Origin of the sequence: Hymenobacter tibetensis, from assembly GCF_022827545.1 — a bacterium.
GTDB lineage: Bacteria > Bacteroidota > Bacteroidia > Cytophagales > Hymenobacteraceae > Hymenobacter > Hymenobacter tibetensis.
In genome coordinates this window covers 897,319-921,251 of sequence record NZ_CP094669.1, presented here as the reverse complement: position 1 = coordinate 921,251, position 23,933 = coordinate 897,319, and the positions used below count along the sequence as shown (strand labels likewise).

Sequence of the window (23,933 nt, the reverse complement as noted above, 5' to 3'; positions counted from 1 at the left end):
ATAACTTGCCCCCTGCTTGCGTTTGTATAGGCCAATGAACTTACTGAACTCTATTTCAAGCGTATTTCCTGCTGGCAGGCCAGAGCAGCGGGGCTGGTGGCTGCTTGGGTGGCTGTTATTTTCACTGCTGCCACTAAGCGCCACGGCTCAGGTTCGGGTTTCGGGCACCGTATTAGAGGCGGGCACCGGGCGCGCAATACCCGGAACGGCGGTGCTGGTGCAGCGCAGTGGCCGGGGCATAGCCGCCGACAGCGAAGGCGAATTTCGGATTGACGTGCAAAACACTGATACGTTGGTGTTTCGGGCTATTGGTTTCAAAACCCGCCGCTATCCTATGGGCGGCACTGGCCTCTCCCAGCTGGTTATTCAGGTGTCGTTGATGCGCGACAGTGTAATGCTGGGCGAAGTACGCGTGACGGAAGGTCGCCCGGACCGGGCCGCCATCAACAAGGCGTTGCGCAACATCAAGCGCCCTAGCACGGCCCCCACCAGCGCCGTAAAGCGCCCACCAGCTCCCAAGCCCCTGTTCAAGGTGGATTCTACGGCGCCGGCCGCGCCCACCCCTTCCCTGGCCAGCCCAATCAGCTTGATTTACGACCAGTTTTCCAAAGCCGGCCAGGAACGGCGTAAAATGGAAGAAATCAGGGCCGCCGAAGCAGCGGAAGCCGCGCGCAAAAACCGCCAGAAGTACAACAAGAACTTCAAAGACAACCGGGGATACGAACCATAGCCGCATGCCACAAGGCCAAGACTGTGCTAACAATAGCGTATTTCAACCTCCCCCACTGACCAAGCCCTTGGCGTGCTTTACACCAAGGGCTTGCTGGTGTAGCACTAGCGCGGCTCCGGGCAGAGAGGCAGCTTGGCAGGATGGCAGATAATTCACCAACCTACCGCCCGGCCAGCCCGTAAACCCAAACATGAAAATTGGGTATCCCTGCATGAATAATTCGTTGGACTGCACCTCGGCGTCCACGTTCCGGTTGGCTTCCTACTCCGACGAGCGGGTGGAACAAACCGTGGCTTCCAATCTGGCGTGCCTGAAACGCATTCTGGAATATAATCTAGAGCACGGGCTGATGTTCTTCCGAATCGGCTCCGACATTGTGCCCTTTGGCTCCCATGCCGTTAACACCTTCCCGTGGCAGACCCGGTTTGCCCCGGAGTTTAAGGCCATCGGCGACTATATCAAAGAACATAAGATGCGTGTCTCGATGCACCCCGACCAGTTCGTGGTGCTCAACTCGCCGAACCCCGATATTGTGCAGCGCAGCGTTGCAGAACTGGTCTACCAGGGTTCCATGCTGGATTTGATGGGGCTTGATAGTACGGCCAAGCTTCAAATTCACTTGGGTGGTCTCTACGGAGACCGAGACACAGCTATTGCGCGCTTTATTGCCACGTGGCACACCCTCCCGCCGGAGGTGCAGATACGGGTGGTGGTTGAAAACGACGACCGGCTATTCAGCTTGCGCGACTGCCTGGAGCTGAACGCCGCCACCGGCATTCCTATCCTATTCGACAATTTCCACCATGAGTGCCTCAACAACGGGGAGCCTATGGCCGAAGCGTTGCGCCTGGCCGCGGCCACCTGGCAGCCCGAGCGCGACGGTATTATGATGATGGACTACAGTTCTCAGTCGCATGGGGAACGGCGGGGCAAGCACGTGGCCAGTATCGAGGAAGATCTGTTCCGGGATTTCCTGAAAGAACTTGGCGATTTGGACGTCGACATCATGCTTGAAATCAAAGACAAGGAGGCTAGCGCCCACCAGGCCTGCGGTATCATGCGCGAGTTGACGCTTTTGCCACCTGCTCCGGCGGGCTATGAGCCTCCGGTATTCACCCCCAAGCAAATTTTGGAAGGCGACACCGCTCCAAAAACCCGGAAACCGCGCGCTAAAAAAGACAAATCAGCCACTGCCCAGGCCGAGCAGTTGAACCCCGAGGCGCACAACTAAGCGTTATGCCCTCTCATTTTCCTTATCTCTTCTTCCCATGAACAAAGAACTCTTAGGCGCGACCATTCACGCGCTCCAAAACGGCCTGACCAGTATTCCCATCAGCGGTGCCCTCGACAACACCGAAACCTGGCAGCAGCACTTGCTCCAAAGCGGTGAGCCCGCCTTGCAAGACGTAGGCCGAGAAATCGGCAACCTACAATCCTTGCTAAGTGGTGGCAACCTCGACCCTGAAGCCATTAGCAGTTCGCTGAGCATCCTGGGCTCGCAGACCAACCAAGCAGCCGTGAATGCCTCCCCTGATTTTCAGGCGCAGCTCCGTACCCTCGGCGACTTGCTGTTGCAGCTTAGCACCAAGCTCAAGGCAGCATAGGTACCAGCCATAAACAGTTGATCATACAAAAGCCCCTGGCGCTTTAGTTGCGTCAGGGGCTGTTGCGTGGACGGAAGTATTTACAAAGCCGCAGCCCCCGCCCAAGCTACGGAAGCTCGAACGGGGGCTGGGCGGCGGGGCAGGCCGTCAACGAAGGACGGGTACCCACGCTCTACATTTTAGCGACTACGGACGTGGCGTAGTGGTTTCGGTGGTGCGCTTTTTGGTGCTGGTTTCTCGCCGCATCGTGCCGCTGTTGGCTGGCTGGGTGGTAGTGCCGGTGCGCTGCTCTACGCTTTGCTGCTCGATAGTGGTCGAGCGTTGCAGAGGCGGCTGAGCAACGGTGCCGGTTCCCATCTGGGCGGGCGCGGTCATGGGTGGCGACGTGCGCTGGTCAATGGTGCCCGTGCCCATTTGGGTGGGGTTGGTGGTGGTAGGAGTCCGCTGGTCGATTGTACCGGGGTTGGTTTGGGGCGCGGCCGGCACGGTAGTTTGGTTCATGCTGCCGCCGCGTTGGGGGGCAGTAGGTGAAATTTGCGCTTGCGTGGTGGCAACGGTGCCAAAAAACAGGGTAGCGGCAACAAATAGGCTCTTGGTTTTCATAACAAGTCGAGGTGGGTGGAACAGGCGCAGTAAGTACAATGTGCTGCTGTTGGGAAGTATACGTTGTCCAACAAAGCTGGGCCGTAAAAGCCGCAATCTTGTTGCCGTTAATCCGTTGATAGTTAATAACCTATATACAGCCTTTAGCTGTTCCTCACAGCGTTGCAGCGTGCTTATTACAACACCTTTCCTTGCGCCGGCTTCTCACAGGCAGCGCCTGTAGTCGACCCTCAAGACCACCAGACAAACCACAGCCCAACAAGCACACGATACAGTTCCTCTAGGTGTATGCGCTGGCTACGGTTATTGCAGCAACACTTGCTGCCGATGAATACCGGGCTCCTGGTAGGAGTAGCGCAACGGCAGGCCGCAATTAGTGCAGATTTGCAGCACTAGTGCCAGCCCCAACCCCACGCTTTCCGCAGGACTGTCGGTGGATTTCTGGAACCGGTTGAACAGGCCCGCTTCCTGCAAAGATTCAGGGCGGCCCGTGTTTTCAACCACCAACACTTCAGTGGTAACCAGTATCCGCAGTCGGCCGCCGGGTAAGTTGTGCCGGATGGCGTTTACCAGCAGGTTGCTGACCAGTACTTCCAGCAGCCCCCGGTGCACGCACAGCGGCACGCTGTCGGCAATATCGGTTTCCACTGTCAGGTTGCGTACGGCAATTTGCTCACGTAAGTGTGCTACCTGCGTGCGTACTACAGCGGCCACATCCACGATTTCGGTGGCGAAAAACAACTTGCTATCCAGTTGCGCCAGCAGCAGCAAGCTTTTGGTAAGATGCGTGAGACGGTGCGTCACGCTCATAATGCCCTCAATGTGGGTTGCTTGCTCTTCGGTAAGGCCGGGTGCCTGCACCAGTAAATCGAGCTGGGTGTGCAGGATAGCCAGCGGCGTCTGGATTTCGTGGGCGGCGTTTTCCGTGAACTCCTTTTGCCGCCGGTACACCCGCTGGTTTTGGCGCAGCAGCAACTGCACCGCATCCTGTAGCTCCTGAAACTCGCGGATGCGGGTTTCAGGTAACGTAACAGGTTGGCTGCGGTTCAGCTTGTACTTGTGCAATTGGTCGAGGAGAGCGTAGAAAGGCTGCCACAGCCGTCGGTTGAGAGCGAATTGCAAGCCAAACAAGCCCAGCACCAGCAGCCCAAACAACACCCCACCCGCCAGCACAATGCGCAGCAACAGCTGCTGCGTATCAAACAACGACAGGCGGATTTGCAGCTCGTAGGGACGGCCCTGAAACGTAACGGCGGACGCCAGCTGGCGGTACGGCTGGCTTTTGCCGGTCAGCTCGTTGTACATGGGGCGCACGCTAAGGCGGTCAGCGCGGCGCGGCGGCAGATGGCGTAGCGGCACAAACTCCACGTTGTGGTCGAGCTGGTGCCAGTACGCTAAGTCAGCGGGACTATGCAGATACAGGCGCATGGCTTTTTCCACCCGCAGCTTACGCCGGCTCAGGGTGCGGTCTACGTAGGCATAATAGAGCTTGTTGATCAGGGAGTAGTACACGAAGGTGCCAGCACCGGCCACCACGCTGGCGTAGAACAGAAAAATCAGCGTGGTGCGGGTAAGGAGCTTCATGGCCGGACGGGCTACTGCGAATCAGCGGAGAACCGGTAGCCCAGGCCGTACACCATCCGGATGTAGTTGGGCGCGCCGCCTTCGGTGAGCTTGCGTTTCAGGTTTTTCACGTGGGCGTACACCGTTTCGTAGGTATCGAACTGCTCGGCATCATTCCCCGACAAATGCTCGGCAATGGCGCCCTTGCTGATTACGCGGCCCTGGTTGGCCAGTAGCAGCAGCAGCAAGTCCAGCTCGGTGCGGGTAAGGTTGAGGGGCTGCCCGGCCAGGGTAGCTGCGCGCGCGGCTACGTCCACGGTCAAATCCCCCACCCGCACCAGGTTGGTGCCATTGTAGCGGCGGCGGCGCACAATAGCGGCCACCCGGGCGCTTAGCTCAGGCAAGTGAAACGGCTTGGGCAAGTAGTCGTCGGCGCCTAGGTGCAGGCCCGTAATCCGGTCGTCGAGGGCGTTGCGGGCTGAAGTGATAATCACGCCTGCTTCAGGCCGTTGCTGCTTTAGCTCCCGCAGCAGCGCCAGGCCGTCGCCGCCAGGCAGGGTGAGGTCCAGCAGAATGCAGTCGTAGTCGTAGAGCAGCATTTTTTCCTGGGCCTCATCGAACGTGGCGGCTAGCTCACACACGTAGTGTTGCCCGCTCAAGTACGCGCGCAAGCCGGCTGCCAGTTCAGGCTCATCTTCAACAATCAATAGTTTCATAGAGCAGAAAAAGCAGGCCCAACCTACCAGTAAGTGATGTATCACTTTTAGTGCGGCACCAGCAGATCATCTTCCAAATGTATTCTAAATCGGCTAGTAGTATCGCCTATCCTTTCGGCGTACTGGTCCGGCTGGTGTTCTGCTCCACCCTCACAATTCCCCAGCGTATGCTTTCACTACTCGGCTTTTTAATGATCAGTACGTTTATGTATCTGATCATGTCCAAGCGCATGTTTGCCATGACGGCGCTGATTCTGATTCCTATTGTGTTCGCGCTGATCGGAGGGTTCCGGGCCGAAATCGGGGAGATGATGCTGGACGGCGTCAAGAAAATAGCGCCCACTGGCGTGATGCTGATTTTCGCCATCATGTACTTCGGCATCATGACCGACGCGGGCCTCTTCGACCCCATCGTGGCCAAGATTTTAAAGGTAGTGGGTGGCGACCCGCTCAAAGTGGTGCTGGGCACTGCGGTGCTGGCTCTAGCCGTGTCGCTCGACGGCGACGGCACCACCACCTACATCATAGTAGTAGCAGCCATGCTGCCCCTGTACCGACGCCTCCAGATGAACCCGCTGGTGCTGACGGCTACGGCGTTTCTGTCGAGCGCGGTCATGAACATTCTGCCCTGGGGCGGCCCTACCGCCCGCGTACTATCGGCGCTGCACCTGGATAGCTCGCAGGTGTTCACGCCCCTGATTCCGGCCATGGTGGTAGCCGCCGGCTGGGTGCTGTTCGTGGCGTACGTGTTTGGCAAACGGGAGCGGAAGCGCCTAGGTATCACCATCATCACCGAAGATGCCGGCGCTTTAGTAGCGGAAGCCAACCACGAAGAACTGAGCTTGCGCCGGCCTAAGTTGCTGTGGTTGAACGCGCTGCTTACGCTGGCCCTGCTCACCGGCTTGTTCATGGATGTAGTGCCGCTGCCCGTGCTGTTCATGACGGCCTTTGCGTTGGGCATGCTCATCAACTACCCCCGCCTGGGCGAACAGCGCGGCCGCCTGAATGCTCACGCCGGCAACGCCGTCATTGTGGCCGGAATGGTGTTTGCCGCCGGCATCTTCACCGGTATTCTGGCGGGCACCAAGATGGTGGATGCCATGTCGCAAACCATCGTGACGATGATTCCCAACTCATTGGGCCCGCACCTGCCCATCCTGACGGGTATTACCAGTGCGCCCTTCACCTTCTTCATGAGCAACGATGCCTACTACTTCGGCATTTTGCCCCTGGTCACGAAGGCGGCCACGCAGTTCGGGGTAACGGTAGTGGACATGGGCCGGGCGTCGTTGCTGGGGCAGTCGGTGCATTTGCTGAGCCCGTTGGTGCCCTCCACCTACCTGTTGGCCGGCTTGGCGGAAGTGGATTTCGGTGACCATCAGCGCTTCACCCTGAAGTGGGCTTGCGGCACGGTGGTCGTGATGCTGATTACCTGCTTGGTGCTGGGCGTGGTGCCCTTCTAAGACTCCCCCTTTTCTGTCTACCTGCTGAAACCCCCATCCGCTGCCCTGCCCAGGCTGGCACCGCTCCTTCTTTCCCATGAAAAAAGCTTTAGTGTTCTTCGTGCTTTTCCTGCTGGTAGCCAGCAGCACCCTCCAGGCCCAGAACCGCGGCAAATACAACGGCTGGCTGCAATACACGGGCACCTACTCGCTCAACCAGCGCTTCGACGTGAACCTGGGGGCGCAATACCGCGCCTATAGCGGCCTCGCCGATAAGCGGCTGCTGTTAGGCCTAGCGAACCTGCAATACAACCTCAAGAGCCTGCCCATGTCGGTGGCGGCGGGCTACATGTACTTGCAGCTCCAGCCGTATTCCAACCCCGAGGAAACCGAAAAATTCGACAACCGCGAAAACCGCCTCTATCAGCAAGTGATTGTCAACAACAAGCTGGGCCGCGCCCGGCTGCTGCACCGCTACCGCATCGAGGAGCGCTGGACTAGCGCCGGCTTTCGGCTCCGGTTTCGGTACCTGGCGTCGCTGCGCCTGCCCTTAGGCCCGAAAACCCTAGACAACCCGAAGTGGTATGCTACCATCAAAGACGAAATTCGCATCAGCGACCAAGAAAATCCCTTTGATAGCAACCGAGTATGGGTCGGGGCGGGTTATATCCTCAACAAGCACCTAGGCGGCGAGCTATTGTGGATGACCCAATTCAACGGTGGCGCCGACCGTGCCAATTACGTAGCCTTTATTCTGCGCCACGACTTCGGATGGTCGGCCGATAAGCCGGCGCGGCGTCCGCGCTTCCTGCCGCAGTAAGTTTTTCCTTTTCCGCATGAACATCCACCTACAAGAAATCCTGGAGAATCCGCTGGGCGCCCTCGCCATCGTGGGCAACCTGGTTGTTATCGAAAGTCTCCTCTCCGTTGATAACGCGGCGGTGTTGGCTACTATGGTCGGCGACTTGCCCAAAGAGCAGCGCAGCAAAGCCTTGCGCTACGGCATCATTGGGGCCTATGTATTTCGGGGCCTGTGTATTCTGTTTGCTTCCTTTCTGATCGAGTTCTGGTTTCTCAAACCTCTGGGGGGCCTGTACCTGCTGTTCCTGGTTTACAGCCACTTTCGGTCGAAAGACCACAGCGGTGATTCCGACGGGGAGCAGGTAGACAAGCAACAAAGCTGGATTTATCGGCGCACGCTGGGCTTGTTCGGAAAGTTTTGGGCCACCGTCGCCCTCATCGAACTGATGGATTTGGCTTTTTCCATCGACAACGTGTTTGCCGTGGTGGCTTTCACCGACAACCTGATTCTGATTTGCTTGGGCGTGTTCATTGGTATTATGGCCATGCGGCTGGTGGCCCAGGCCTTTGTGCTGCTGATGGGCAAGTACCCGTTCCTGGAAACAGCGGCCTTTGTGGTTATCGGGATTCTGAGTTTGAAGCTGCTGCTGTCGTTGTTCGAGCACTACTATCCCTCCCACCCTATCAGCCGTTTGCTGGGCAGCGAGGCCGCCGATGCGGGCCTGACGGTACTTACCGTAGCCATATTCGCAGTGCCACTGTTTGCCTCCTGGGTGAAGCAGCAAACCGCCAAACAATAGTCCCGGCCCTCACCAAGGAGAACCGGGACTACCCGAGCAGCGCTGGAAAAGTGGTTGGGTACTATAGCTTAGGCCTGTACCAATTCAGCTTTCGGGGCACCTGCTAGAATCTCGTCGTTTGCAAAAGCGGCGTACTTCTGGAAGTTGACCACGAACTTGGTTGCCAGCTCGGCCGCCGTCCGGTCGTACGCCTCTGGGTCGGTCCAGGTGTGGCGCGGGTCGAGCAGGTGGGTTGGTACGCCAGGCACGGCTGTGGGCATATCCACTCCAAACACCGGATGCGGCTGAAACGACACCTCGTTCAGAGCCCCAGTGAGGGCCGCCGTAATCATAGCCCGGGTGTAGCTCAGCTTCATGCGTTGGCCCACTCCGTAACTGCCACCGCTCCAGCCCGTATTGATGAGCCATACCGCCGTATCGGGGTGCTCGTCGAGCTTCTGGCCCAGCAATTCGGCGTAGCGGGTGGGGTGCAAGGGCAGAAACACCGCCCCGAAGCAGGCCGAAAACGTGGTTTGCGGCTCAGTGATACCCATTTCGGTGCCCGCTACCTTGGCCGTGTAGCCCGAGAGAAAGTGGTACATGGCGTGGCTTTTGTCTAAGCGGCTGATGGGCGGCAGTACCCCGAAGGCGTCGGCGGTCAGGAAGAAAATGTTCTTGAGCACGCTGCCCACCGACGGCTCCACCGCGTTGGCAATAAACGACAACGGGTAGGCCGTGCGGGTGTTTTCGGTAACGCTGGTGTTGGCATAATCCACGGTGGTGGTGCCGGGCACGAAGCGCGTGTTCTCGACAATGGCCCCCGTACGGATAGCCTGCCAGATATCGGGCTCCTTCTCCGCCGACAGGTCAATGACTTTGGCGTAGCAGCCGCCCTCGAAGTTGAAGATACCTTCCTCGTTGGGCAGCCAGCCGTGCTCATCGTCGCCGATCAGCCCGCGGTTTGGGTCGGCGGAGAGGGTGGTTTTGCCGGTGCCTGAGAGGCCAAAGAATATGGCGGTATCGCCGTCGGGGCCCACGTTGGCCGAGCAGTGCATGGGCAGAGTGTGGCGCTGATGAGGCAGTAGGAAGTTAAGCACCCCGAAAATGCCTTTCTTCATCTCGCCGGCATAGCCCGTGCCCCCAATCAGAATCAGCTTCTTGCTGAAGTTGATGACTGCAAAGTTGGCTTGGCGTGTACCATCGGTGGCGGGGTCGGCGTGGAAGCCAGGGGCACAGATAATGCTGAAATCAGGCGTCCAGGTGGTATCGGCGGTGGCCTCCGGGCGCAGAAACAGGTGATGGCAGAACAAGTTGTGCCAGGCTAGCTCATTCACTACGCGCAGCTTGAGTTGCGAGGCCGGATGGGCGCCCGCGTAGGCCTCCCGCACATACACTTCTTTGTCGTCGAGGTAGGCTACCATCTTCTGGTGTAGGCGGTCGAACTTCTCGGGAGCGAAGGGAATGTTGATGTCGCCCCACCACACCGCATCCGTGGTAAGAGCGTCTTGCACAAGAAACCGGTCTTTGGGCGAGCGGCCCGTGAACTGGCCGGTGTCGCACATCAGGGCCCCAGTGTCGGTGAGCACGCCTTCAGCACGGCGCAGAGCAGCCGCCACCAGGTCGGGAGCCGATAGGTTCAGGTGCACTTGGGCCGGGGGCGTAGCAAAGCCAAGCGGTGCGAGACGAGCGTGAAGTGTGGCGTCCATAGAACAAGAAGAAAAAGTGGGGATGGGAATGGAAACTGGGTGAACGAACGAAAGCACCGACGGGCACTGCAACGGAACAGGCATACCTCTCCTGTCTGCCACCTGCGCAAGCAGCCGGACAATTAGAACATCAGAAACAGGGAGGGCAGAAGTGGCAATAAACACCTCTGAAGCAGGGACGTCCTGCAGCCGCAATAATCTTGAAACAAAGCTACTCTAGCAGCCAGTCACTTGAATGAGATGTTTTTCTATATTACTAGGACAAATAGAACATTTCACTTTTCAGGTATTTCATCGCACCCATCCGTCACCCGTGGCACTTAGCCGTTCTAGGCGTAGCGGTAGTCGTTTCACTGTTTCTGTTCTGTACCTCCAATGACTAAGGAAATTGCCCGCTACAACGGCCTCTATGGAGACGATAAGGCCCAGGTTTCGCACACCTATATTTATAGCCAGCTTATTGCCCAACGCAACCGAACTACCAATTGGGGGCTGAAACCCCACCTACACGGCAATCTGTACCAGCTGTTTTTTTTGGAAGCCGGGCAGGCCACCCTCGATACCGGCGCCGAACCCTTGCCCCTGCAAACGCCTTGCGTGGTGCTTATCCCATCCAATACAGTGCACGCCTTCACGTTCAGCCCGCAGGTGAAAGGCCGCTCCCTCACCGTCGCCGACGCCCTCCTCGACACCATTCTGCAAGTCAGCCCGGCTATTCTTATCGAACTCAACAGCCTGTACGTGCTCACCGACTTCACTGAGGAAGAAAGCTTCGCCGAGCTCTTAAGCTTGGAGCGGCACATCCACGCCGAAATGCATTCCAACTTGCCGGAGAAGCAACTGGCCTTGAATGGCTACTTCAAGCTGCTGTTCGTGAAGCTCTTCCGCTTGCTGAAACACCAAGAAAACAAAGCCAAGGCCAGTTCCAACCGCAACCTGCACTACTTCCACGAGTTTCAAAAAAGCGTAGCCCGTGCCGCCCCCTTCGAGAAAAAGATTTCGCAGTACGCGCGGGAGTTGAACATTACGCCCGTACACCTCAACCGTATTTGCCAGGCCGTGAAAGGCAAGTCGGCACTGGAAATCGTGAATGCCAACACCATCCGTAGGGCGCACAACCACCTAGTGTACACGTCCTCCTCGATTTCCGAAATTGCCTACACCCTGCAATTTGCGGATTCCGGATATTTCACCCGCTTTTTCCGCAAGCACACTGGCCTCTCCCCCATGGCCTACCGGGCCCGCGCCTACCACGACGAACTACAAACCGAGCGTCCAGATGCAGTAGAAAAGCAGACTACTTGAAAGCGACAAACTTACCTCCGCAACGGTTTTCAACTTCGGATTTATTACACAATCCAACTTTTGGCCTCACTCACTACTGTTGGCAGTTCTGGTGGGAGCAATAGTGTGTGAGGTGGAAGTTAAGAGAAGCAATGCTTCCAGCAGGTAAGTAGCTCTTCGTATAAAGTAGATGGCACATCCTGCTGGATTTCAATTCGGCTGCTCAGATTACCTAGTTCCAGCGAATAGCAGTCGGTAATTCTTCTGCCTTCGTCCTGCAAATAGCACTTGTGGCGCTCTGCTAGGCCAGCGACGCAAACAAGAAAAGCTTGATGCCGACGCTCTGTATTGGCGCCATAAATCGGGGTAATAGGTAGTGTATCCATGATAGTCGTGTAAAACCTGGTATTATTCCCAGGTAATATTACGACGCACGACCTCAGCTGGATTGCCAGCCAGCAAACAGTTCTCTTCGGTGAATGCCTTAGTTACCACAGCGCCAGAGGCAACGACGCATCCGGTGGGAATTGTGGCCCCCTTGAAAACCGAAACTCGGCTCCCAATCCACACATGGTCGCCCACTGTAATGCGGGGGTCTTTTGCCGGACGAGGCGTCTCATACGTAATGGCGTGAAAATCTTCGTCGAGAAACTGACATTCCCAACTGATAGCACAGTACTTACCAATCCGCAGCCCGTGCAAAGAAACGATGCGCGTGTACGGATTCAAGTAAGTGCCTTCCCCGATGTGCACTGTAGCTTGTGGTCCTATATCGAGGCGGCATCCTTTGCCAATGCGCACATCTCCTTCCGTGTGGAGCTTGCCACTAATATTGAGTCGAGCGACATCTTGCGCCACCGCAAAGCCGACATAGCTGACACCAACATTGAGAATACCAGTACCCGTGCGCAGGTTTCGAATGCCAACAATCTGCGTGTTAGGCTGAGCTAACAGGTTCACACCATATTGCTTGCGCCAGTAAAACAAGAGCAAGGCTGGGATAGTAGCAGTGTGTGCCTCACGGCAAGTGCGATATAGCGCACGAAAGGCAGCTATCATTACTCTATACAATAGGTGGAATGCAAAGCTAGGCAACCGTACATACAATCACCTTATGGCAAGTTCTAAGGCGTCTAGCGGAATTGTAAGATTGCAGCCGTTGCCTTCTAACACCAAGTCACTTTGGTCGGGCTTACCAAAAATGGTGGCATACTCCAGCCCTACGCCGGCAGCAAGAAACCAGTAACAGTGATTATGATGCACACCCGTCCGCCGAAATTCCACTAAGCGCGCACCAATAGGCATAAACACGGCATTAGTTAAACCAGCTCCGTGCATACCGACCATAATAGCCGCGCTGGCAGCTAAGCGGGCCTGCTCTGGAATAGAATACTCATCAAAGTCAATCACTTCAAAGCCGTGGGCTACAAGTAGCGCCTCTACTGCCACCTCATTCAGTACGCGCCGGTAGGCGGCGTTACTGCGCTTTACATAAAGCTTGCGAGTGTGGCTGTAAGGCAACGCTAGCCGCTCCTTTAATTGCTTGGCTAGCACAGGGTGTGTGTAGCCGGAGGTAGTGAGTTTAGAAATAAACCGACATTGACTAACCCAAACGGCGCGATTTATATAGCGTACGGCCTTGAAGCGAAATCCGTATAAAGAAAGCAGTGGTTCCAAACACTTGCGCATATAGCTCGTGTCGGGAGCCAAGAGAATATAGGCTTCGTGCTCTTCCAATAACAACAAACGGGGTAGTGCGTCGATTAGTAAGTGGTAATGATTGCTGCTCCAAGCGTCGAATATGGTGACGTACTTTTCCGCTGTAGGCAGTACCTCAATACGCCGCTTCAAGAAATCTTTGGCAATGCGCACCAGGGGATAGGTAGGGGCATACTGATGTAAGAATACTGCATCGACACAGCTTTCTTTCAATAAGTTTACCGGGGTGTACAGCAGCCCATTGGAGAATAGGAAGGCTCCTCGCACGTCCCATTGCCCTATTTCTTGTGTATGGTATGGTCGTGTGTCATTGCGCCCGGACTCTTGTCGTGCACTATGCGCTACGTCAGCGTCGGAGTGGGCAGCCTGTGGCAACTCATAGCTATTATTGAAAAATTCGGGTGCCTCAGCATAATTCAAGGGAAGCGGAGGTGTAACGGCAATGCTAGGAAATAAAGACTTTTTCACGCGGTAGAAGAAAGACGATAGGCAGGTAAAGATAGACGCGAGCACCTAATGTGCTGGCGTGATACGAGTGGAAGATATAGCGAAGACGCGAAAAGGTATGTTGGGTCTAGCTTAAGACTTTACACTGAAGTGTGATAAATTTGCACATCTTCTTATCCAATCTATGCAAACTATCATGCTAAAAACTAAGAAGCGTCGCAGAAGTATTGCCCACCGTCTGAACCGGGCACATGAGCAAATGTCTATACTTGATAAAGTAGGCTGGGTGCTCTTGCTAGCACTGCTAGTGTGTATGTGGTACGGCGTATCTCAATTCGGCTGGTAGTCTAATACGCTCCCTAAAAGACAAGCCCCGCTCTCCACAGGTCAGGGCTTATGGGGACTTACACGCTTCTATTTCTTTTGAAGCCATAAATTGCCCCCGTGGTTTTGGTAGGCCAGTGGCATATCTCGGAAGGCAGATGCGTGGTGTTTGTGCAAATATTCAGAAAAGAACCGGATTTCGAAGGTGGTATTGTACATGAGGATATGACTTCAGAAAGTAGTCCTCATTCCAATTGTAGCCGCCAAACACCCAGTCTTTCGGGTATTCGAAAGGATAAAAACATCATAGAAGTGAATGTACACGCCGGGCTTGAGACGTGGCAGAATCTCAAATAAGATGTGATTTACGTCGTTGCCAGTTTTCACTACGCGCGTACTGTCCACGAATAAGATATCACCGGCCTCCAACTGGTCATATGTGGCCAGCGGAATCGTCTGCACAAAGGATTCAATAATGGTCGTCTGTCACTTATCAGCTTCAGACAAGAGCGAGAGCAGCCGGCCAGCGTACGGCTCGATAAACGTTAGCTCCAGTCTGTGCTGCAAAAATAACTCATTGGTGTCGAGCATCACGGCCGACGAAAAGCCGGATCCGATTTCAATCACACGCTTGGGCTTTAGGTGCCGTAGCAAGGAGTAGAGAATGATGCCATCCGTGTACAAATAGAAGTCATTCTCGAACTGGTAGCGCAGTCCTTCTTTCTTATGCACTGTCCAGGGTATCTCGGGATAGTAGACGCTTAACTCTTGCAGCAAGGCCAGTTGCTCCATGGTGCGCAAGTTAATGCCAGCAATGCCGTCTTGTTCGCGGCTGGCCCAGATGGTGTCGGTCTGTTGCTTGACCGCATCAACTGAAATAATTGGAGAGTAAAAATGCCCAGCTGGATACAGCGCGTTCTGGTGAAGTTGGCGTTGGCTTCGTGTAAGCCCCGTACATAGGGCAGCTTATTGAGTGTGTTTTTAATAGTCTGCTTAAGGCTCATAGGAAGTTGAAATAAAATACTAAGGCCATAAGGTAGAGAATCAAGCTTAACTAAAGCCCTTCCTACTCCGGGAGGCTTTTTAGTGGCGTACCTAGAGTAAAGAGCGCTTTACGCTAGCAGCATATTCACCAACAAATTTAATTTATCTAAAAACGAAAAAGGTCAAAAAAATATGAGTTAAGTTATTATAAAGAAACAGTAATATAAGCTTGAAATTTTATGTTTATTATATATATATTCATGTTCTCACTCATCTTCAACCCTCTACTACCATGAGAAAGAATGTACACATCCTACTTGCGAGTATCTCCTTGATTGGGGTAATGACTACGAATTGCAGCAGAGAAGAAGCCGCGCCAAAGAATGCCTCGCTTAACAGTCAGGTTTCTTCGAACTCAGCTGTCCAACAGTGGACTTATCGGGCAGATTCCTATTGCTTTACCAGCGAGGCAGCCATTAATTTAACTGGGCTTCCTGCGGGGCTTCCCTGTGTTATGATGTATCGTAAAAACTACACGGAAGTAAAGGCCAACAAGATTATCAATGTATTTGAAGGGCAAATCAATACAGCCGACTATCCAGGTGTCGTCTTTCCTTACCACTGGAGAGGACAATTCATTGATCGTGACCCACGAGCCTACGGCTATGTATGGAGGGTCAACTTTGATATCGACCAGACGGGTAAAGCGTCTAGCAGCTTGCATTGGAACGGGGTAGTAGACCAAACAGGTCTTCCTCCACTGTAAAGTGTACTCATTTACTTCTAAACCACAAGCCCCGGCCTCTTTAGATCGGGGCTTTTTTTGTAGTACTCATGTGCTTCAGCTTCCCGTTTACACTAATTGCAGGCCTCAACTTATTAGTAGCAGACATCAATGCGTGCATAGTCCCATCAGCCTTGACCTTACGGAGCATCAATTCTTGAATGATATCGCCTATTAAATGAGTTTGTTTGACCAATTCTTTATAAAAGGAATATTGTAGGTCAAAGTTGTTTTTTTGTCATGTTGTTTCTCAAGATGGGAGGCATAATTATTTCACACTCAGCAGACAGTACTCCTATCTGTATCCCCATAAAACAAAAACGCCGCTCCCAAACCGGAAGCGGCGTTTTCTGTGGAGCTGCAGGGATTCGAACCCTGGTCCAGACAAGGAAGGCGTCGAGCTTTCTACGTGTGTATCTATGCTTGAATTTTCGAGACATCCCAGGCGCACATCAGGCCCTTGGTTTGTCCTTATCTGCTTGAGTTTCGCCTTGGCGTCGCAGCGCCACCAAGACTATCCTAATACTTACGACGCCCCGAACTCACCCGTGAAAAGGAAGACGGATGCGGGACGATGACATTACTTAGTACCTAGACTAAGCAGCCATGGCGTAGCTATACTCGCCGGTTGTTGTTTGGACGACTTTTTAACGGGAGATTCATCCAACTCCCGACACGCTTACTCGCGACTTGCACAAGCTGTCAATTCCGGTCAGCCCCAAATTAGAAAGAACGAGACCCGCCACGAATAGCGGGGTGCGAATGTACGCACGTCGGGGAGAAAACGTTGCGAACAGGCAAAATTGTTCCCGCTTGTTGCTCCAAGAGGAGCACGGAATCTGCGTTCAGTTTCTCAACGATTGCACCTAGATTCCTTCCGTACTACAAGCTGTTATGGACTAACTAACTAACTAACTAACTAACTAACAACCGCTTGCCATACCGCCCTCTATCGTGTGTGCCTATTTCACTGCTGTGCTTTTCAGTTGAAATGCCGGTGCACCAGTCTGCCACAGCCCAAAGGCCAGCAAATCGGCAATGCTTTCAAACTGCTTCTGCCTGGAGTCGCCTATGCCGTGGCCCGCGTCGTAGTCGGTGAAGAAGAGGATGGGCTTACCAGAAGTATTGCTGGCTTGCAGGCGGGCAGCAAACTTAGCGGGCTGCCAAGCAATGACGCGTGGGTCGTTGAAACCGGCCGTGACGAGCGTGGCGGGGTATTTGGTGCCGGGCTTGAGGTGTTGGTAGGCATCCATTTCCAGCAGGGCTTTGGCCTCGTCTTCCTTTTGCATGGTGCCAAACTCCGGTACGTTCGCGGGGCCATTAGGCGAATTCTCCATGCGCGTGGCGTTCAGAATCCCGACTTCCGGAATGGCTACCGCAAACAAGTCTGGCCGCTCGGTCATGGCCCGGCCAATTAGGATGCCGCCTGCGCTGCCGCCGTTGATGGCCACTTTGCCGGGGCTGGTATACTGGTTTTTCACTAGGTAGTCGGCGCAGGCAATAAGGTCTTTCCAGGTGTTGGGCTTGGTTGTTTTTTGGCCGGCTTTGTGCCAGGCCTCGCCTAGCTCCCCACCTCCGCGCACGTGCGGACAGGCCAGAATACCGCCTTGCTGCGTCCAGAGCAAGAAAGTCGGCATGAACGTGGGTTCCATCGCCCGGGAATAGGCACCGTACCCGACCATAAGGGTGGGCGCGCTGCCGTTGCGGGGCGTGCCTTTCTTGTACATGATGGAAAGTGGTACCAGCGTACCGTCGTGCGAGGGCACCATTACTTCATCCACTACTACGTCGGCAAATTCAGGGTACTGCGCTTCCGACGACAGCGGCTCGGCCACAAACTTGCTGCCTGCCACGTCGTAGCGGTAGCGCTTGCGGTCGGTGGTCCAGCCACCCATCGTCACCCACAAATCCGACGACTTCGTGTTTTTGGTTACCAGTTCCAGCCGGCCCGCCGCTTGCGGCAGCTTCAGTTCACGCACCGTTTTCGAGTTCTTCGCCACGAAGTACAGCTTGGCTTCCACCCCGTTTTTAGTCCGCACAAAATACAGCCCATCCTTCGTGGCTTTGAGTTGCTCGTCGTTGATGGCTTCGCCAGTGGATTCAGGAACCAGCAGCTCGGCCGTGGCTACGTTAGGGCGTGCAACGGGCGTACGCATGATTTTCTGACGCGGCGTGTTTTTCGACGTCGTGAAGTAGAGGTACTGCTCGTCGGCCACCACGTTGGTTACTTCCTGCTCGGACTTGAACAAGGGTTTCCACGCTATTTGGGGCTGCTTCAACTCCGTAACTGGCGCGTAGTACGCTTTCAGATACCGGTCCACGGTGTACAGCACCCCGATAAGCAACTTGCTTTCTTTTTCGTAGAAGGCATAAGAATACTCTTCGGGCTTGATGGCCAGCGCAGGGGCTACTTTAGCTGAAAACACCGGCTTGTCTTGGCTTTGCGGCGTGCCCACGCGGTGCACGAACGATTGGGTGTTCAGGCGAGCGGCAGCGTCTTTCACGTCGGCGCTGTTGAGGGGCGTGTACGTGAAACTGTTGTTATCGGGCAGCCAATCACCAGCTCCGCCCAACGACATCGGACGAATCCGCTCGGGGTACAGTTTACGGGTCTTCACATCCATGATGTACCCCTCTCCTACTTCCTCGCCTTTTTGACTGAGCGCGAAGGCCACCTTAGAACCGTCGAAGGAAGGCGTGAAAGAGCTGATGGTGTATACTTTACCCGGCTCGAAGGTTTCGGGGTCGAAGAGCAGCACTTCGGCGCCCGCATAGCCGTCGCGGCAGTAGAGCTTGGGCTGCTGGTCTTGTGGCCGTGACTTGAAATAGAAATACCGGTCGTTGTCGGCTACGCGCAGGTCGTTCACGCGGCTGGCTTTGCGCTTGTCGAAATCCACCATCTGGTCGATGAGCTTTTGCCGGCCCGGAATGCCATCCAGGGTTTTGCGCGCGTACTCACTCTGCGCTTTCATCCAGGCAGCTACGGCAGGGTCCGTCAGGTTTTCCAGGTTGCGGTAGGGGTCGTCTACCTTCACCCCGAAGTACGTGTCGGAAGCCGGCACCGAGGGGGCGGGCGTGAGTTGAGCAACGGCCGAGGCACTGGCCAGCAGGCTGCCGAAGAAAGTGAAGTACTGAATTGGTTTCATGGGTGTTAGGCTATCATTTCGTTGGAGCACATCTTCTTACTTATCGACTTACTTGAGTAGCTACCAAAGGAAGCTAAGGAAGCGTGGTTAAGCATTCATACAGGTTGCAAAGGCTTGCGCGCAGGTCGCACCTGGTCTATTTCCACGTCCGGTGGGCTTCTACTCCCTCCTCGGTCGTGCCAGCGGCGTGCACGTCCTATGGTGTCAGGGCTGCCCGAGCCAGGGAGTTGTAGTTGTAGTATATGGCTTGCACCCAGACAAGCCCCGCAGAAGCAAGGCGCAGCTACAGTTTTACCAGCTCGACGCGGCGGTTTTTGGCTTTGCCTTCTTCGGTGGCGTTGTCGGCCAGGGGCTTGGTTTGGCCGAAGCCAGCGGCTTGCAGGCGGTCGGCGGCAATGCCTTGGGCCGCAAGGGTGGCCACCACCGTGCGGGCCCGGGCCTCCGACAACTCCTGGTTGTGCTGAGGCGTGCCAAGATTATCGGTGTGGCCCTGCACGGCCAGCTTAAGGTCGGGGCTTTGGGCCAGCAGGCTGATGATTTGAGCTATAGTAGCTTGGGCATCAGGCTTGAGCGTGGCCTGGTCGGTATCGAAATTGAGGTAGAGGGCTACGTGGCCGGTAGCATCAAGGGCTTTTTTCATTTCGGCGGCGGGCAGCACGGTAGCCTGCATGGGCAGCCCCTTTTTCTCCACCACCGTCAGCCAGTAGTTGTTGGCATCGTCCCACACCGAGTAAGTTTCCACCCATATTTCACGGTCGGGGAGGCGCGCCATGTACACCCCCATCTTTTCGTTTTCGGGCATGTAGCGCGACCGGTGGCGAGGGTCTCCGTAGGCGAGTTTAAGCTCCTTCATTTTCTTGGTGGGGCCCTCAAACACCGTTACGCCGCCCAAGCCTTTCAGCAAGGTCTCGTAGGTTTTCTGCACCTGGAAAAAGGAAGCTTCTTTGCCCATGGCTCGCACCGTGTAGAGGCGCCCTTCCACTGGAATTAGCTTTGTGCCGTCGAAGAACTCGTACTGGTCGAAGGCCACGTCTTTGAGGTAGTCTTTAGTTGAATTACCGGACGAGTTTTCGCGGGTCATTGCCTTGTAGCCATCAAGCAGACTCACGAACGGGAAAGCACCTACTGTAGCCGTCGAGACGGGCACAGCGCCGGGGTCGAAGCCGGCCGGGACGGACGGTGCGGTTTCGGGCGCAACTGCCGCTGGCTTTTCGGCCGGGACGGCTACGGCCGCGGTAGCCGCTATGGGCAAGGGCACGGTGGCAGTGGCGGCTTCTGGCTTTTTATCAGTTGAACAAGCGGCGGCGACGAGCAACATACCCAAAGCGGCAGCTCGCCAAAACGGAGTGAGTATCATACAAGCAGAGAAGTAAAAGAGCGAATGGAAGGAAGGCGTGGGGTAGCCTGTTGGCGGCAGTATGGGCGGCCGCGGTTAGCAGCTTATAGGTACAGAAGGCGCTGTATTCTCACCGCAGAGAGAAGCCGAAGGCAGACAAACACCACTGCCGTACGCCGCAAACACGGGCACTTAACTTCTGCTATACAAGCGAACATACACCTGATTGCCAGCAAGTTATTCACGGGTATGCCGCACGTAGCTGTACACGGAAGGCGCGGTGGTGTTGGGGTGCGCAAAGTCTGGACGAGCAACCGAGTGGCGGGCCTGCGCTATTTCGGATACCAGTAGCGCCACGGTGGTAAGCATCAATACACTGAATAGAAGTTTGAGCAGAAAGGCAGCAGTTTTCATGGCTTGAACGGGGATAAAATCAGGCATGATAGGGCACGTAAGCACCCTAAAAAGAGCGAAACAGCAAGGCGCTAGAGCAGCGCACGAAACAGACCACGGAGGTAGCCTAGTACCGAAGATGTTGGACGGGCTATTCTGCTACTAGCAGCGGCAGCGTGCCCGTGGTACCGTCAGGAGCGTGGTAGCGCAGCCAGTAAGCCCCCGCCGGCAAGTCGGCCGACAGTGTTTGCTGCGCCTGGCCGGCGGGCCAAGAAAGGTGACGCACCTGCCGGCCATCGGCGGCGTAGAGGGTTAGCTGGAGGCCGGTGGGCAGCAAGCCAGTGGCTTCCAGCGTGAGAGTGCTTTGTGTGGCCACCGGATTCGGATAAGCACTCAAACTGAACGCCGCTCCGCCAGCAAGGCCCGACACCACGCGCACCGGCGAGAAGCTTTCGGTACCGTCCTGGTCGAGCTGGCGGAGGCGGTAGTAGCTCAGGCCCCGGAAGTCGTTGGGGTCTTGGAAGGCGTAGTCGGTGGGGCTGCTGCTGGTGCCACGCCCGGCCACGAAGCCCACCCGCCGGAAGCTGGTCTGGCCTTCGTCCTGGCGCTGCACCTCGAAGCCGGCGTTGTTTTTTTCCGAGGCAGTGTTCCAGTGTAGTTGCACCCGCGGCTGGCCGGCGGGTCGGTGGGCCTCGAACCGCGTCAGCTCCACGGGCAGCGGGGCCTGACGGTCGAGCACCACGTAGGGGCCAGTGCTGGTCAGGCCGCTCACGGTGCGCGTGTAAGGCCCACTACCAGCGGCTGGCCCGAAGTCCTCGGTTACGCCGTAAGCCGTGCCGGTCCAGCGCCCTAGCGCCGATTGCGTTCGGTCGAAGCCACTCAGCTCGTTGTCGGCCTGCCACTGTACCGTTAAGGTGAAGGGCCTCACATCGGGGGCAGTCAACTCCCAATGGAGGCCTACCGCATCGGACGTAAGCGGGGCGCCGGTGCTGCCGCCGCTAAGGAAGCCGCTGGCCGTGCGCAGCTCGTACAGCTCAGAGCCGACGGAGCGGGTGAGAGTGGCCGGAGCGTAGCTGGTGGCACTGGGCCCGGTTGGAAACAGCTGGGCCGTGGTTCCCACAATCTGTTGCAGCATGCCGGTGCCATCGGTAATAATAAAACGGCCCGCTGCCCCGTCAACGCCCGCAATAGTGCCGCCGACGGTGGACGTAAGCGTATGCGCACCAAGCCGCACTGCCCCGCCCGTAAGTTGCAGTTGCCGCACCCGGAGCGGCGCCGCCAGCGTGGCCCCCTGCGGGTTCAGAATTTCCAAGGAAGACAATACGCCGGATACGTTCAGGCTTTGGGCTGCGCCCGTGCCGGCCAGTTTCAGTTGGCCCGTGGTGCCGCTGAGCGTGCCGGTGCTGGTGAGGTGGCCCGTGAGCTGTAGCGTGCCTTGGTTGGTGATGGTACCGGCGTTTTGCACCGCCCCCACCACGCTGAGTGTGCTGCCGCTGCCCACGCTGAGCGTGCTACCGGCCGGCACAGTAAGTTGCGCCCGCGCCGCCAAGGGCAGCAGCAGAACCGCCAGCAGGCTTACTGAATAGAAGAAGGTATCCATAACGCGAAACAGGATAGGCGAGAAAGAAGCAGAGCAACTCATCAGGGCCGGTACACGATAAAGGAAAAGCCTTGCTCCTCCAGGTTGTTGGCCCCCGTTAAGTCACTGATGTGCACATCTATCCGTCCGCTAGCACGGCCATTGGCAGAGGCAGCAAAGGTCTGATTGGGCTTGGCCGACGTGCCGAAGCGGGGCGTTACCTGGCAGATGGCGTTGGTTAGGTCAGCTCCGCCAACGTTGGTAAGGGTGATGGTGTAAGACCCTAGCCCCGTCACGTTCTGCACCACCGTAAAATTGCCGGTGCCGCTGAGCACGGCACCGTTGGGCGCCACCCGGCCGTAGGCAATGGGCACGAGGTTGGCCGTACCCGTAGCCGAGCTATTGATTTCGGCGGGCCGGGTGCCAGTGCTGAAAAGCAGCGCCGGTCCGGTGCCGCTCTGCCCTATTTCCACAGCCGCGGCCGAGCTGCTGGCGTTGTTTTGGCCGAAATAGCCCGCCCGGCCCGTACCGGTGGCCAGGCCGTATAGGGCTGTAGCTGAACCGCCCGATTGGCCTACCACCGCAATGCCATTGGTGCTCGATGCCGTGCCGACTATCCCGTAGCCACCGCTGCCCGTTGCTTCGCCGCGTACCCCGGCTCCGCTGGTGGTGGTGCCCAACACCCCGATGCCGCCACTATTGAGGCCTGCGCCCTGCACGCCGGCCGTGCCAGCAATGGCTCCGCTGGTAACGCCGTACACTCCAGAGCCTAGGTTGCTGGTGCCGATAACGCCGTAGCCGCGGATGGCGGTGCCCGTTACCCCGTAGCCGTCGTTGCCGGTGGCCTCGCCGCGCACAGCGTAGCCGTTGGTGGTCGTGCCCAATACGCCTATGCCCGAAGGATGGGAACTGTTGCCCTTTACGCCGGCAATGGCCGCGGCTCCGGCTGTTGTGGTGCCATACACGCCTGAACCCGTTTGGCTGCCCCCAATCACGCCGTAGCTGTCAGTGGACGAGCCGCTGACGCCGAAGCCTCCGTTGCCCGAGGCAATACCCCGTACGCCGTAGCCCCCAGCTGTGAGGCCCACTACGCCGCTGCCTGTGCCGCTGCCGCTTTTGTCGTGGCCGAGCACACCGGCTGCGTTGCCGCTGGCCCCGCTGGTAATCACCCCCTCTACCCCAATGCCATCTACCGCAGCGGCCTGCTTCACGCCCCGGATGGCGGCTTGGCCGGAAGCCGCCGTATTCACGGCACGTAGAGCGGGCCGGTCGCCGTTGGTGCTGATGTAGGCGGCTGTGGAGTCGTTGGCGGCGCTGGCGTTGGTGAATTCGGCTACGCGGCCCCGCACGGTGGAGCCGTTCGGCTTGGCGCCTTTCACGGCCACGCCCGTGGTACTGGTGCCCCATAGACCTGTGCCACCCACCGACTCACCGGCTACCCCTACCCCGCTGGTAAAAGCCGTACCGCTTACGCCCGTGCCACCCCGCGAGGTACCCTTCACCCCAATTCCCTGGGTGCTCGTGGTATTGGTGTTGCGCCCCACCACGCCCGCGGCATCGTCGTTTGTTGTAGTACCACTCAGGGCTTCACTGTCGAAGGCGGTATTGGTAATACTGAACGCGGATGCCTCCACGGCCACCGTGCCCGTGTAGGGTAAAACAAGGCCACTATTACCGGACGTAGGGTTCAGAAACACCCATTGCGCCGGCGCACCGGCATAGTACCAAAAGCCGGTTTGCGCTCCGCCCGACGTAGTACCATCGGTTTGGTATACCATCAGGCCCTGCGGGGGACTGGCAATAGCTAGGCGTTGCGCGGCCGTCAGGCGCGGAATCAGCAGGCCTTTGTCGGCAGCCTGAATATCCAGCGCCGCTTTGGCGTCGGGAGTGGTGGTGCCCACGCCCACTTGGGCCCGGAGCGAGGTAGAGGCCAGCAGCAAAAGCAGCAAGCAGCTTTGGAGTGCCAACTTCATGGTGTGGAAGGAACGCATGA

The 23,933-nt window shown here is 56.7% G+C and carries 21 protein-coding genes and 1 other RNA gene; 8 read left to right on the top strand and 14 right to left on the bottom strand.

Going from position 1 to position 23,933, the window contains the following annotated elements; all coding sequences use genetic code 11:
- Positions 1 to 34 precede the first annotated feature (34 nt).
- The 3 genes from MTX78_RS03805 to MTX78_RS03795 all read left to right on the top strand — a co-directional run bounded on the left by MTX78_RS03805 (position 35) and on the right by MTX78_RS03795 (position 2,334).
- Entirely contained in the window at positions 35 to 730 is a 696-nt protein-coding gene (locus tag MTX78_RS03805) for a carboxypeptidase-like regulatory domain-containing protein (protein WP_243800055.1), read from the top strand.
- Positions 731 to 941: 211 nt separating this feature from the next.
- A complete protein-coding gene (gene uvsE / locus MTX78_RS03800; protein WP_243800053.1) occupies positions 942 to 1,961 on the top strand; it encodes a UV DNA damage repair endonuclease UvsE in 1,020 nt (339 codons plus the stop codon).
- A gap of 37 nt (positions 1,962 to 1,998) precedes the next feature.
- Positions 1,999 to 2,334 (top strand): hypothetical protein, encoded by a 336-nt coding sequence (locus MTX78_RS03795; protein ID WP_243800052.1) that lies wholly within the window; start codon positions 1,999 to 2,001, stop codon positions 2,332 to 2,334.
- A 186-nt stretch (positions 2,335 to 2,520) separates the two neighbouring features.
- On the opposite strand, the gene MTX78_RS03790 is transcribed toward MTX78_RS03795, so the two are convergent.
- The 3 genes from MTX78_RS03790 to MTX78_RS03780 all read right to left on the bottom strand — a co-directional run bounded on the left by MTX78_RS03790 (position 2,521) and on the right by MTX78_RS03780 (position 5,216).
- Positions 2,521 to 2,937 (bottom strand): hypothetical protein, encoded by a 417-nt coding sequence (locus MTX78_RS03790; protein ID WP_243800050.1) that lies wholly within the window; start codon positions 2,935 to 2,937, stop codon positions 2,521 to 2,523.
- Positions 2,938 to 3,240: 303 nt separating this feature from the next.
- Positions 3,241 to 4,521 (bottom strand): sensor histidine kinase, encoded by a 1,281-nt coding sequence (locus tag MTX78_RS03785; protein WP_243800048.1) that lies wholly within the window; start codon positions 4,519 to 4,521, stop codon positions 3,241 to 3,243.
- A gap of 11 nt (positions 4,522 to 4,532) precedes the next feature.
- Positions 4,533 to 5,216, bottom strand: coding sequence for a response regulator transcription factor (locus tag MTX78_RS03780; RefSeq protein WP_243800047.1), 684 nt, complete (start codon positions 5,214 to 5,216; stop codon positions 4,533 to 4,535).
- Between the two features lie 77 nt (positions 5,217 to 5,293).
- Between MTX78_RS03780 and MTX78_RS03775 the strand changes: the two genes are divergently transcribed.
- From MTX78_RS03775 to MTX78_RS03765, 3 genes are all read left to right on the top strand, one after another.
- Positions 5,294 to 6,679 (top strand): CitMHS family transporter, encoded by a 1,386-nt coding sequence (locus tag MTX78_RS03775; protein WP_243800045.1) that lies wholly within the window; start codon positions 5,294 to 5,296, stop codon positions 6,677 to 6,679.
- Between the two features lie 76 nt (positions 6,680 to 6,755).
- Positions 6,756 to 7,478 (top strand): DUF2490 domain-containing protein, encoded by a 723-nt coding sequence (locus MTX78_RS03770; protein WP_243800043.1) that lies wholly within the window; start codon positions 6,756 to 6,758, stop codon positions 7,476 to 7,478.
- A 16-nt stretch (positions 7,479 to 7,494) separates the two neighbouring features.
- A complete protein-coding gene (locus MTX78_RS03765) occupies positions 7,495 to 8,259 on the top strand; it encodes a DUF475 domain-containing protein (protein WP_243800041.1) in 765 nt (254 codons plus the stop codon).
- Between the two features lie 68 nt (positions 8,260 to 8,327).
- On the opposite strand, the gene pckA is transcribed toward MTX78_RS03765, so the two are convergent.
- Positions 8,328 to 9,944 carry a phosphoenolpyruvate carboxykinase (ATP) gene (gene pckA / locus MTX78_RS03760; RefSeq protein WP_243800039.1) on the bottom strand — a complete coding sequence of 539 codons (1,617 nt, stop codon included), beginning with the start codon at positions 9,942 to 9,944 and terminating at the stop codon, positions 8,328 to 8,330.
- A 375-nt stretch (positions 9,945 to 10,319) separates the two neighbouring features.
- Between pckA and MTX78_RS03755 the strand changes: the two genes are divergently transcribed.
- Positions 10,320 to 11,249, top strand: a complete 930-nt coding sequence (locus tag MTX78_RS03755; RefSeq protein ID WP_243800037.1) for an AraC family transcriptional regulator — start codon at positions 10,320 to 10,322, stop codon at positions 11,247 to 11,249.
- 119 nt (positions 11,250 to 11,368) lie between these two features.
- Here MTX78_RS03755 and MTX78_RS03750 read toward each other — a convergent pair whose 3' ends face one another.
- The 4 genes from MTX78_RS03750 to MTX78_RS03735 all read right to left on the bottom strand — a co-directional run bounded on the left by MTX78_RS03750 (position 11,369) and on the right by MTX78_RS03735 (position 14,510).
- Positions 11,369 to 11,614: a hypothetical protein gene (locus tag MTX78_RS03750; RefSeq protein WP_243800035.1), complete on the bottom strand. Its 246-nt coding sequence runs from the start codon at positions 11,612 to 11,614 to the stop codon at positions 11,369 to 11,371.
- A 22-nt stretch (positions 11,615 to 11,636) separates the two neighbouring features.
- Positions 11,637 to 12,221 (bottom strand): acyltransferase, encoded by a 585-nt coding sequence (locus MTX78_RS03745; RefSeq protein WP_243800034.1) that lies wholly within the window; start codon positions 12,219 to 12,221, stop codon positions 11,637 to 11,639.
- A gap of 114 nt (positions 12,222 to 12,335) precedes the next feature.
- On the bottom strand, positions 12,336 to 13,415 hold the full coding sequence (locus MTX78_RS03740; protein ID WP_243800032.1) for a glycosyltransferase family 61 protein: 1,080 nt from the start codon (positions 13,413 to 13,415) through the stop codon (positions 12,336 to 12,338).
- A 789-nt stretch (positions 13,416 to 14,204) separates the two neighbouring features.
- Entirely contained in the window at positions 14,205 to 14,510 is a 306-nt protein-coding gene (locus MTX78_RS03735) for a hypothetical protein (protein WP_243800030.1), read from the bottom strand.
- Positions 14,511 to 14,994: 484 nt separating this feature from the next.
- Between MTX78_RS03735 and MTX78_RS03730 the strand changes: the two genes are divergently transcribed.
- Positions 14,995 to 15,468, top strand: a complete 474-nt coding sequence (locus MTX78_RS03730) for a hypothetical protein (protein ID WP_243800028.1) — start codon at positions 14,995 to 14,997, stop codon at positions 15,466 to 15,468.
- Between the two features lie 368 nt (positions 15,469 to 15,836).
- On the opposite strand, the gene ssrA is transcribed toward MTX78_RS03730, so the two are convergent.
- From ssrA to MTX78_RS03700, 6 genes are all read right to left on the bottom strand, one after another.
- Positions 15,837 to 16,206: a transfer-messenger RNA gene (gene ssrA / locus MTX78_RS03725) on the bottom strand.
- A gap of 242 nt (positions 16,207 to 16,448) precedes the next feature.
- Positions 16,449 to 18,632, bottom strand: a complete 2,184-nt coding sequence (locus MTX78_RS03720) for a prolyl oligopeptidase family serine peptidase (RefSeq protein WP_243800026.1) — start codon at positions 18,630 to 18,632, stop codon at positions 16,449 to 16,451.
- Between the two features lie 283 nt (positions 18,633 to 18,915).
- On the bottom strand, positions 18,916 to 19,989 hold the full coding sequence (locus MTX78_RS03715) for an OmpA family protein (RefSeq protein ID WP_243800025.1): 1,074 nt from the start codon (positions 19,987 to 19,989) through the stop codon (positions 18,916 to 18,918).
- 216 nt (positions 19,990 to 20,205) lie between these two features.
- Positions 20,206 to 20,409 carry a hypothetical protein gene (locus MTX78_RS03710; RefSeq protein WP_243800023.1) on the bottom strand — a complete coding sequence of 68 codons (204 nt, stop codon included), beginning with the start codon at positions 20,407 to 20,409 and terminating at the stop codon, positions 20,206 to 20,208.
- A gap of 103 nt (positions 20,410 to 20,512) precedes the next feature.
- Entirely contained in the window at positions 20,513 to 21,961 is a 1,449-nt protein-coding gene (locus MTX78_RS03705; protein ID WP_243800021.1) for a T9SS type A sorting domain-containing protein, read from the bottom strand.
- Between the two features lie 41 nt (positions 21,962 to 22,002).
- Positions 22,003 to 23,931: an autotransporter outer membrane beta-barrel domain-containing protein gene (locus MTX78_RS03700; RefSeq protein WP_243800019.1), complete on the bottom strand. Its 1,929-nt coding sequence runs from the start codon at positions 23,929 to 23,931 to the stop codon at positions 22,003 to 22,005.
- Positions 23,932 to 23,933: the final 2 nt, after the last annotated feature.

Bases quoted from the DNA above. Each gene is read 5' to 3' on its own strand.
- MTX78_RS03770 (WP_243800043.1), top strand. From the start codon at position 6,756: ATGAAAAAAGCTTTAGTGTTCTTCGTGCTTTTCCTGCTGGTAGCCAGC.
- MTX78_RS03700 (WP_243800019.1), bottom strand. From the start codon at position 23,931: ATGCGTTCCTTCCACACCATGAAGTTGGCACTCCAAAGCTGCTTGCTG.
- MTX78_RS03750 (WP_243800035.1), bottom strand. From the start codon at position 11,614: ATGGATACACTACCTATTACCCCGATTTATGGCGCCAATACAGAGCGT.
- MTX78_RS03755 (WP_243800037.1), top strand. From the start codon at position 10,320: ATGACTAAGGAAATTGCCCGCTACAACGGCCTCTATGGAGACGATAAG.
- MTX78_RS03710 (WP_243800023.1), bottom strand. From the start codon at position 20,409: ATGCCTGATTTTATCCCCGTTCAAGCCATGAAAACTGCTGCCTTTCTG.
- MTX78_RS03705 (WP_243800021.1), bottom strand. From the start codon at position 21,961: ATGGATACCTTCTTCTATTCAGTAAGCCTGCTGGCGGTTCTGCTGCTG.
- MTX78_RS03720 (WP_243800026.1), bottom strand. From the start codon at position 18,632: ATGAAACCAATTCAGTACTTCACTTTCTTCGGCAGCCTGCTGGCCAGT.
- MTX78_RS03795 (WP_243800052.1), top strand. From the start codon at position 1,999: ATGAACAAAGAACTCTTAGGCGCGACCATTCACGCGCTCCAAAACGGC.
- MTX78_RS03785 (WP_243800048.1), bottom strand. From the start codon at position 4,521: ATGAAGCTCCTTACCCGCACCACGCTGATTTTTCTGTTCTACGCCAGC.
- MTX78_RS03735 (WP_243800030.1), bottom strand. From the start codon at position 14,510: ATGGAGCAACTGGCCTTGCTGCAAGAGTTAAGCGTCTACTATCCCGAG.
- MTX78_RS03805 (WP_243800055.1), top strand. From the start codon at position 35: ATGAACTTACTGAACTCTATTTCAAGCGTATTTCCTGCTGGCAGGCCA.
- MTX78_RS03765 (WP_243800041.1), top strand. From the start codon at position 7,495: ATGAACATCCACCTACAAGAAATCCTGGAGAATCCGCTGGGCGCCCTC.
- pckA (WP_243800039.1), bottom strand. From the start codon at position 9,944: ATGGACGCCACACTTCACGCTCGTCTCGCACCGCTTGGCTTTGCTACG.
- MTX78_RS03730 (WP_243800028.1), top strand. From the start codon at position 14,995: ATGAGAAAGAATGTACACATCCTACTTGCGAGTATCTCCTTGATTGGG.
- MTX78_RS03790 (WP_243800050.1), bottom strand. From the start codon at position 2,937: ATGAAAACCAAGAGCCTATTTGTTGCCGCTACCCTGTTTTTTGGCACC.
- uvsE (WP_243800053.1), top strand. From the start codon at position 942: ATGAATAATTCGTTGGACTGCACCTCGGCGTCCACGTTCCGGTTGGCT.
- MTX78_RS03715 (WP_243800025.1), bottom strand. From the start codon at position 19,989: ATGATACTCACTCCGTTTTGGCGAGCTGCCGCTTTGGGTATGTTGCTC.
- MTX78_RS03775 (WP_243800045.1), top strand. From the start codon at position 5,294: ATGTATTCTAAATCGGCTAGTAGTATCGCCTATCCTTTCGGCGTACTG.
- MTX78_RS03780 (WP_243800047.1), bottom strand. From the start codon at position 5,216: ATGAAACTATTGATTGTTGAAGATGAGCCTGAACTGGCAGCCGGCTTG.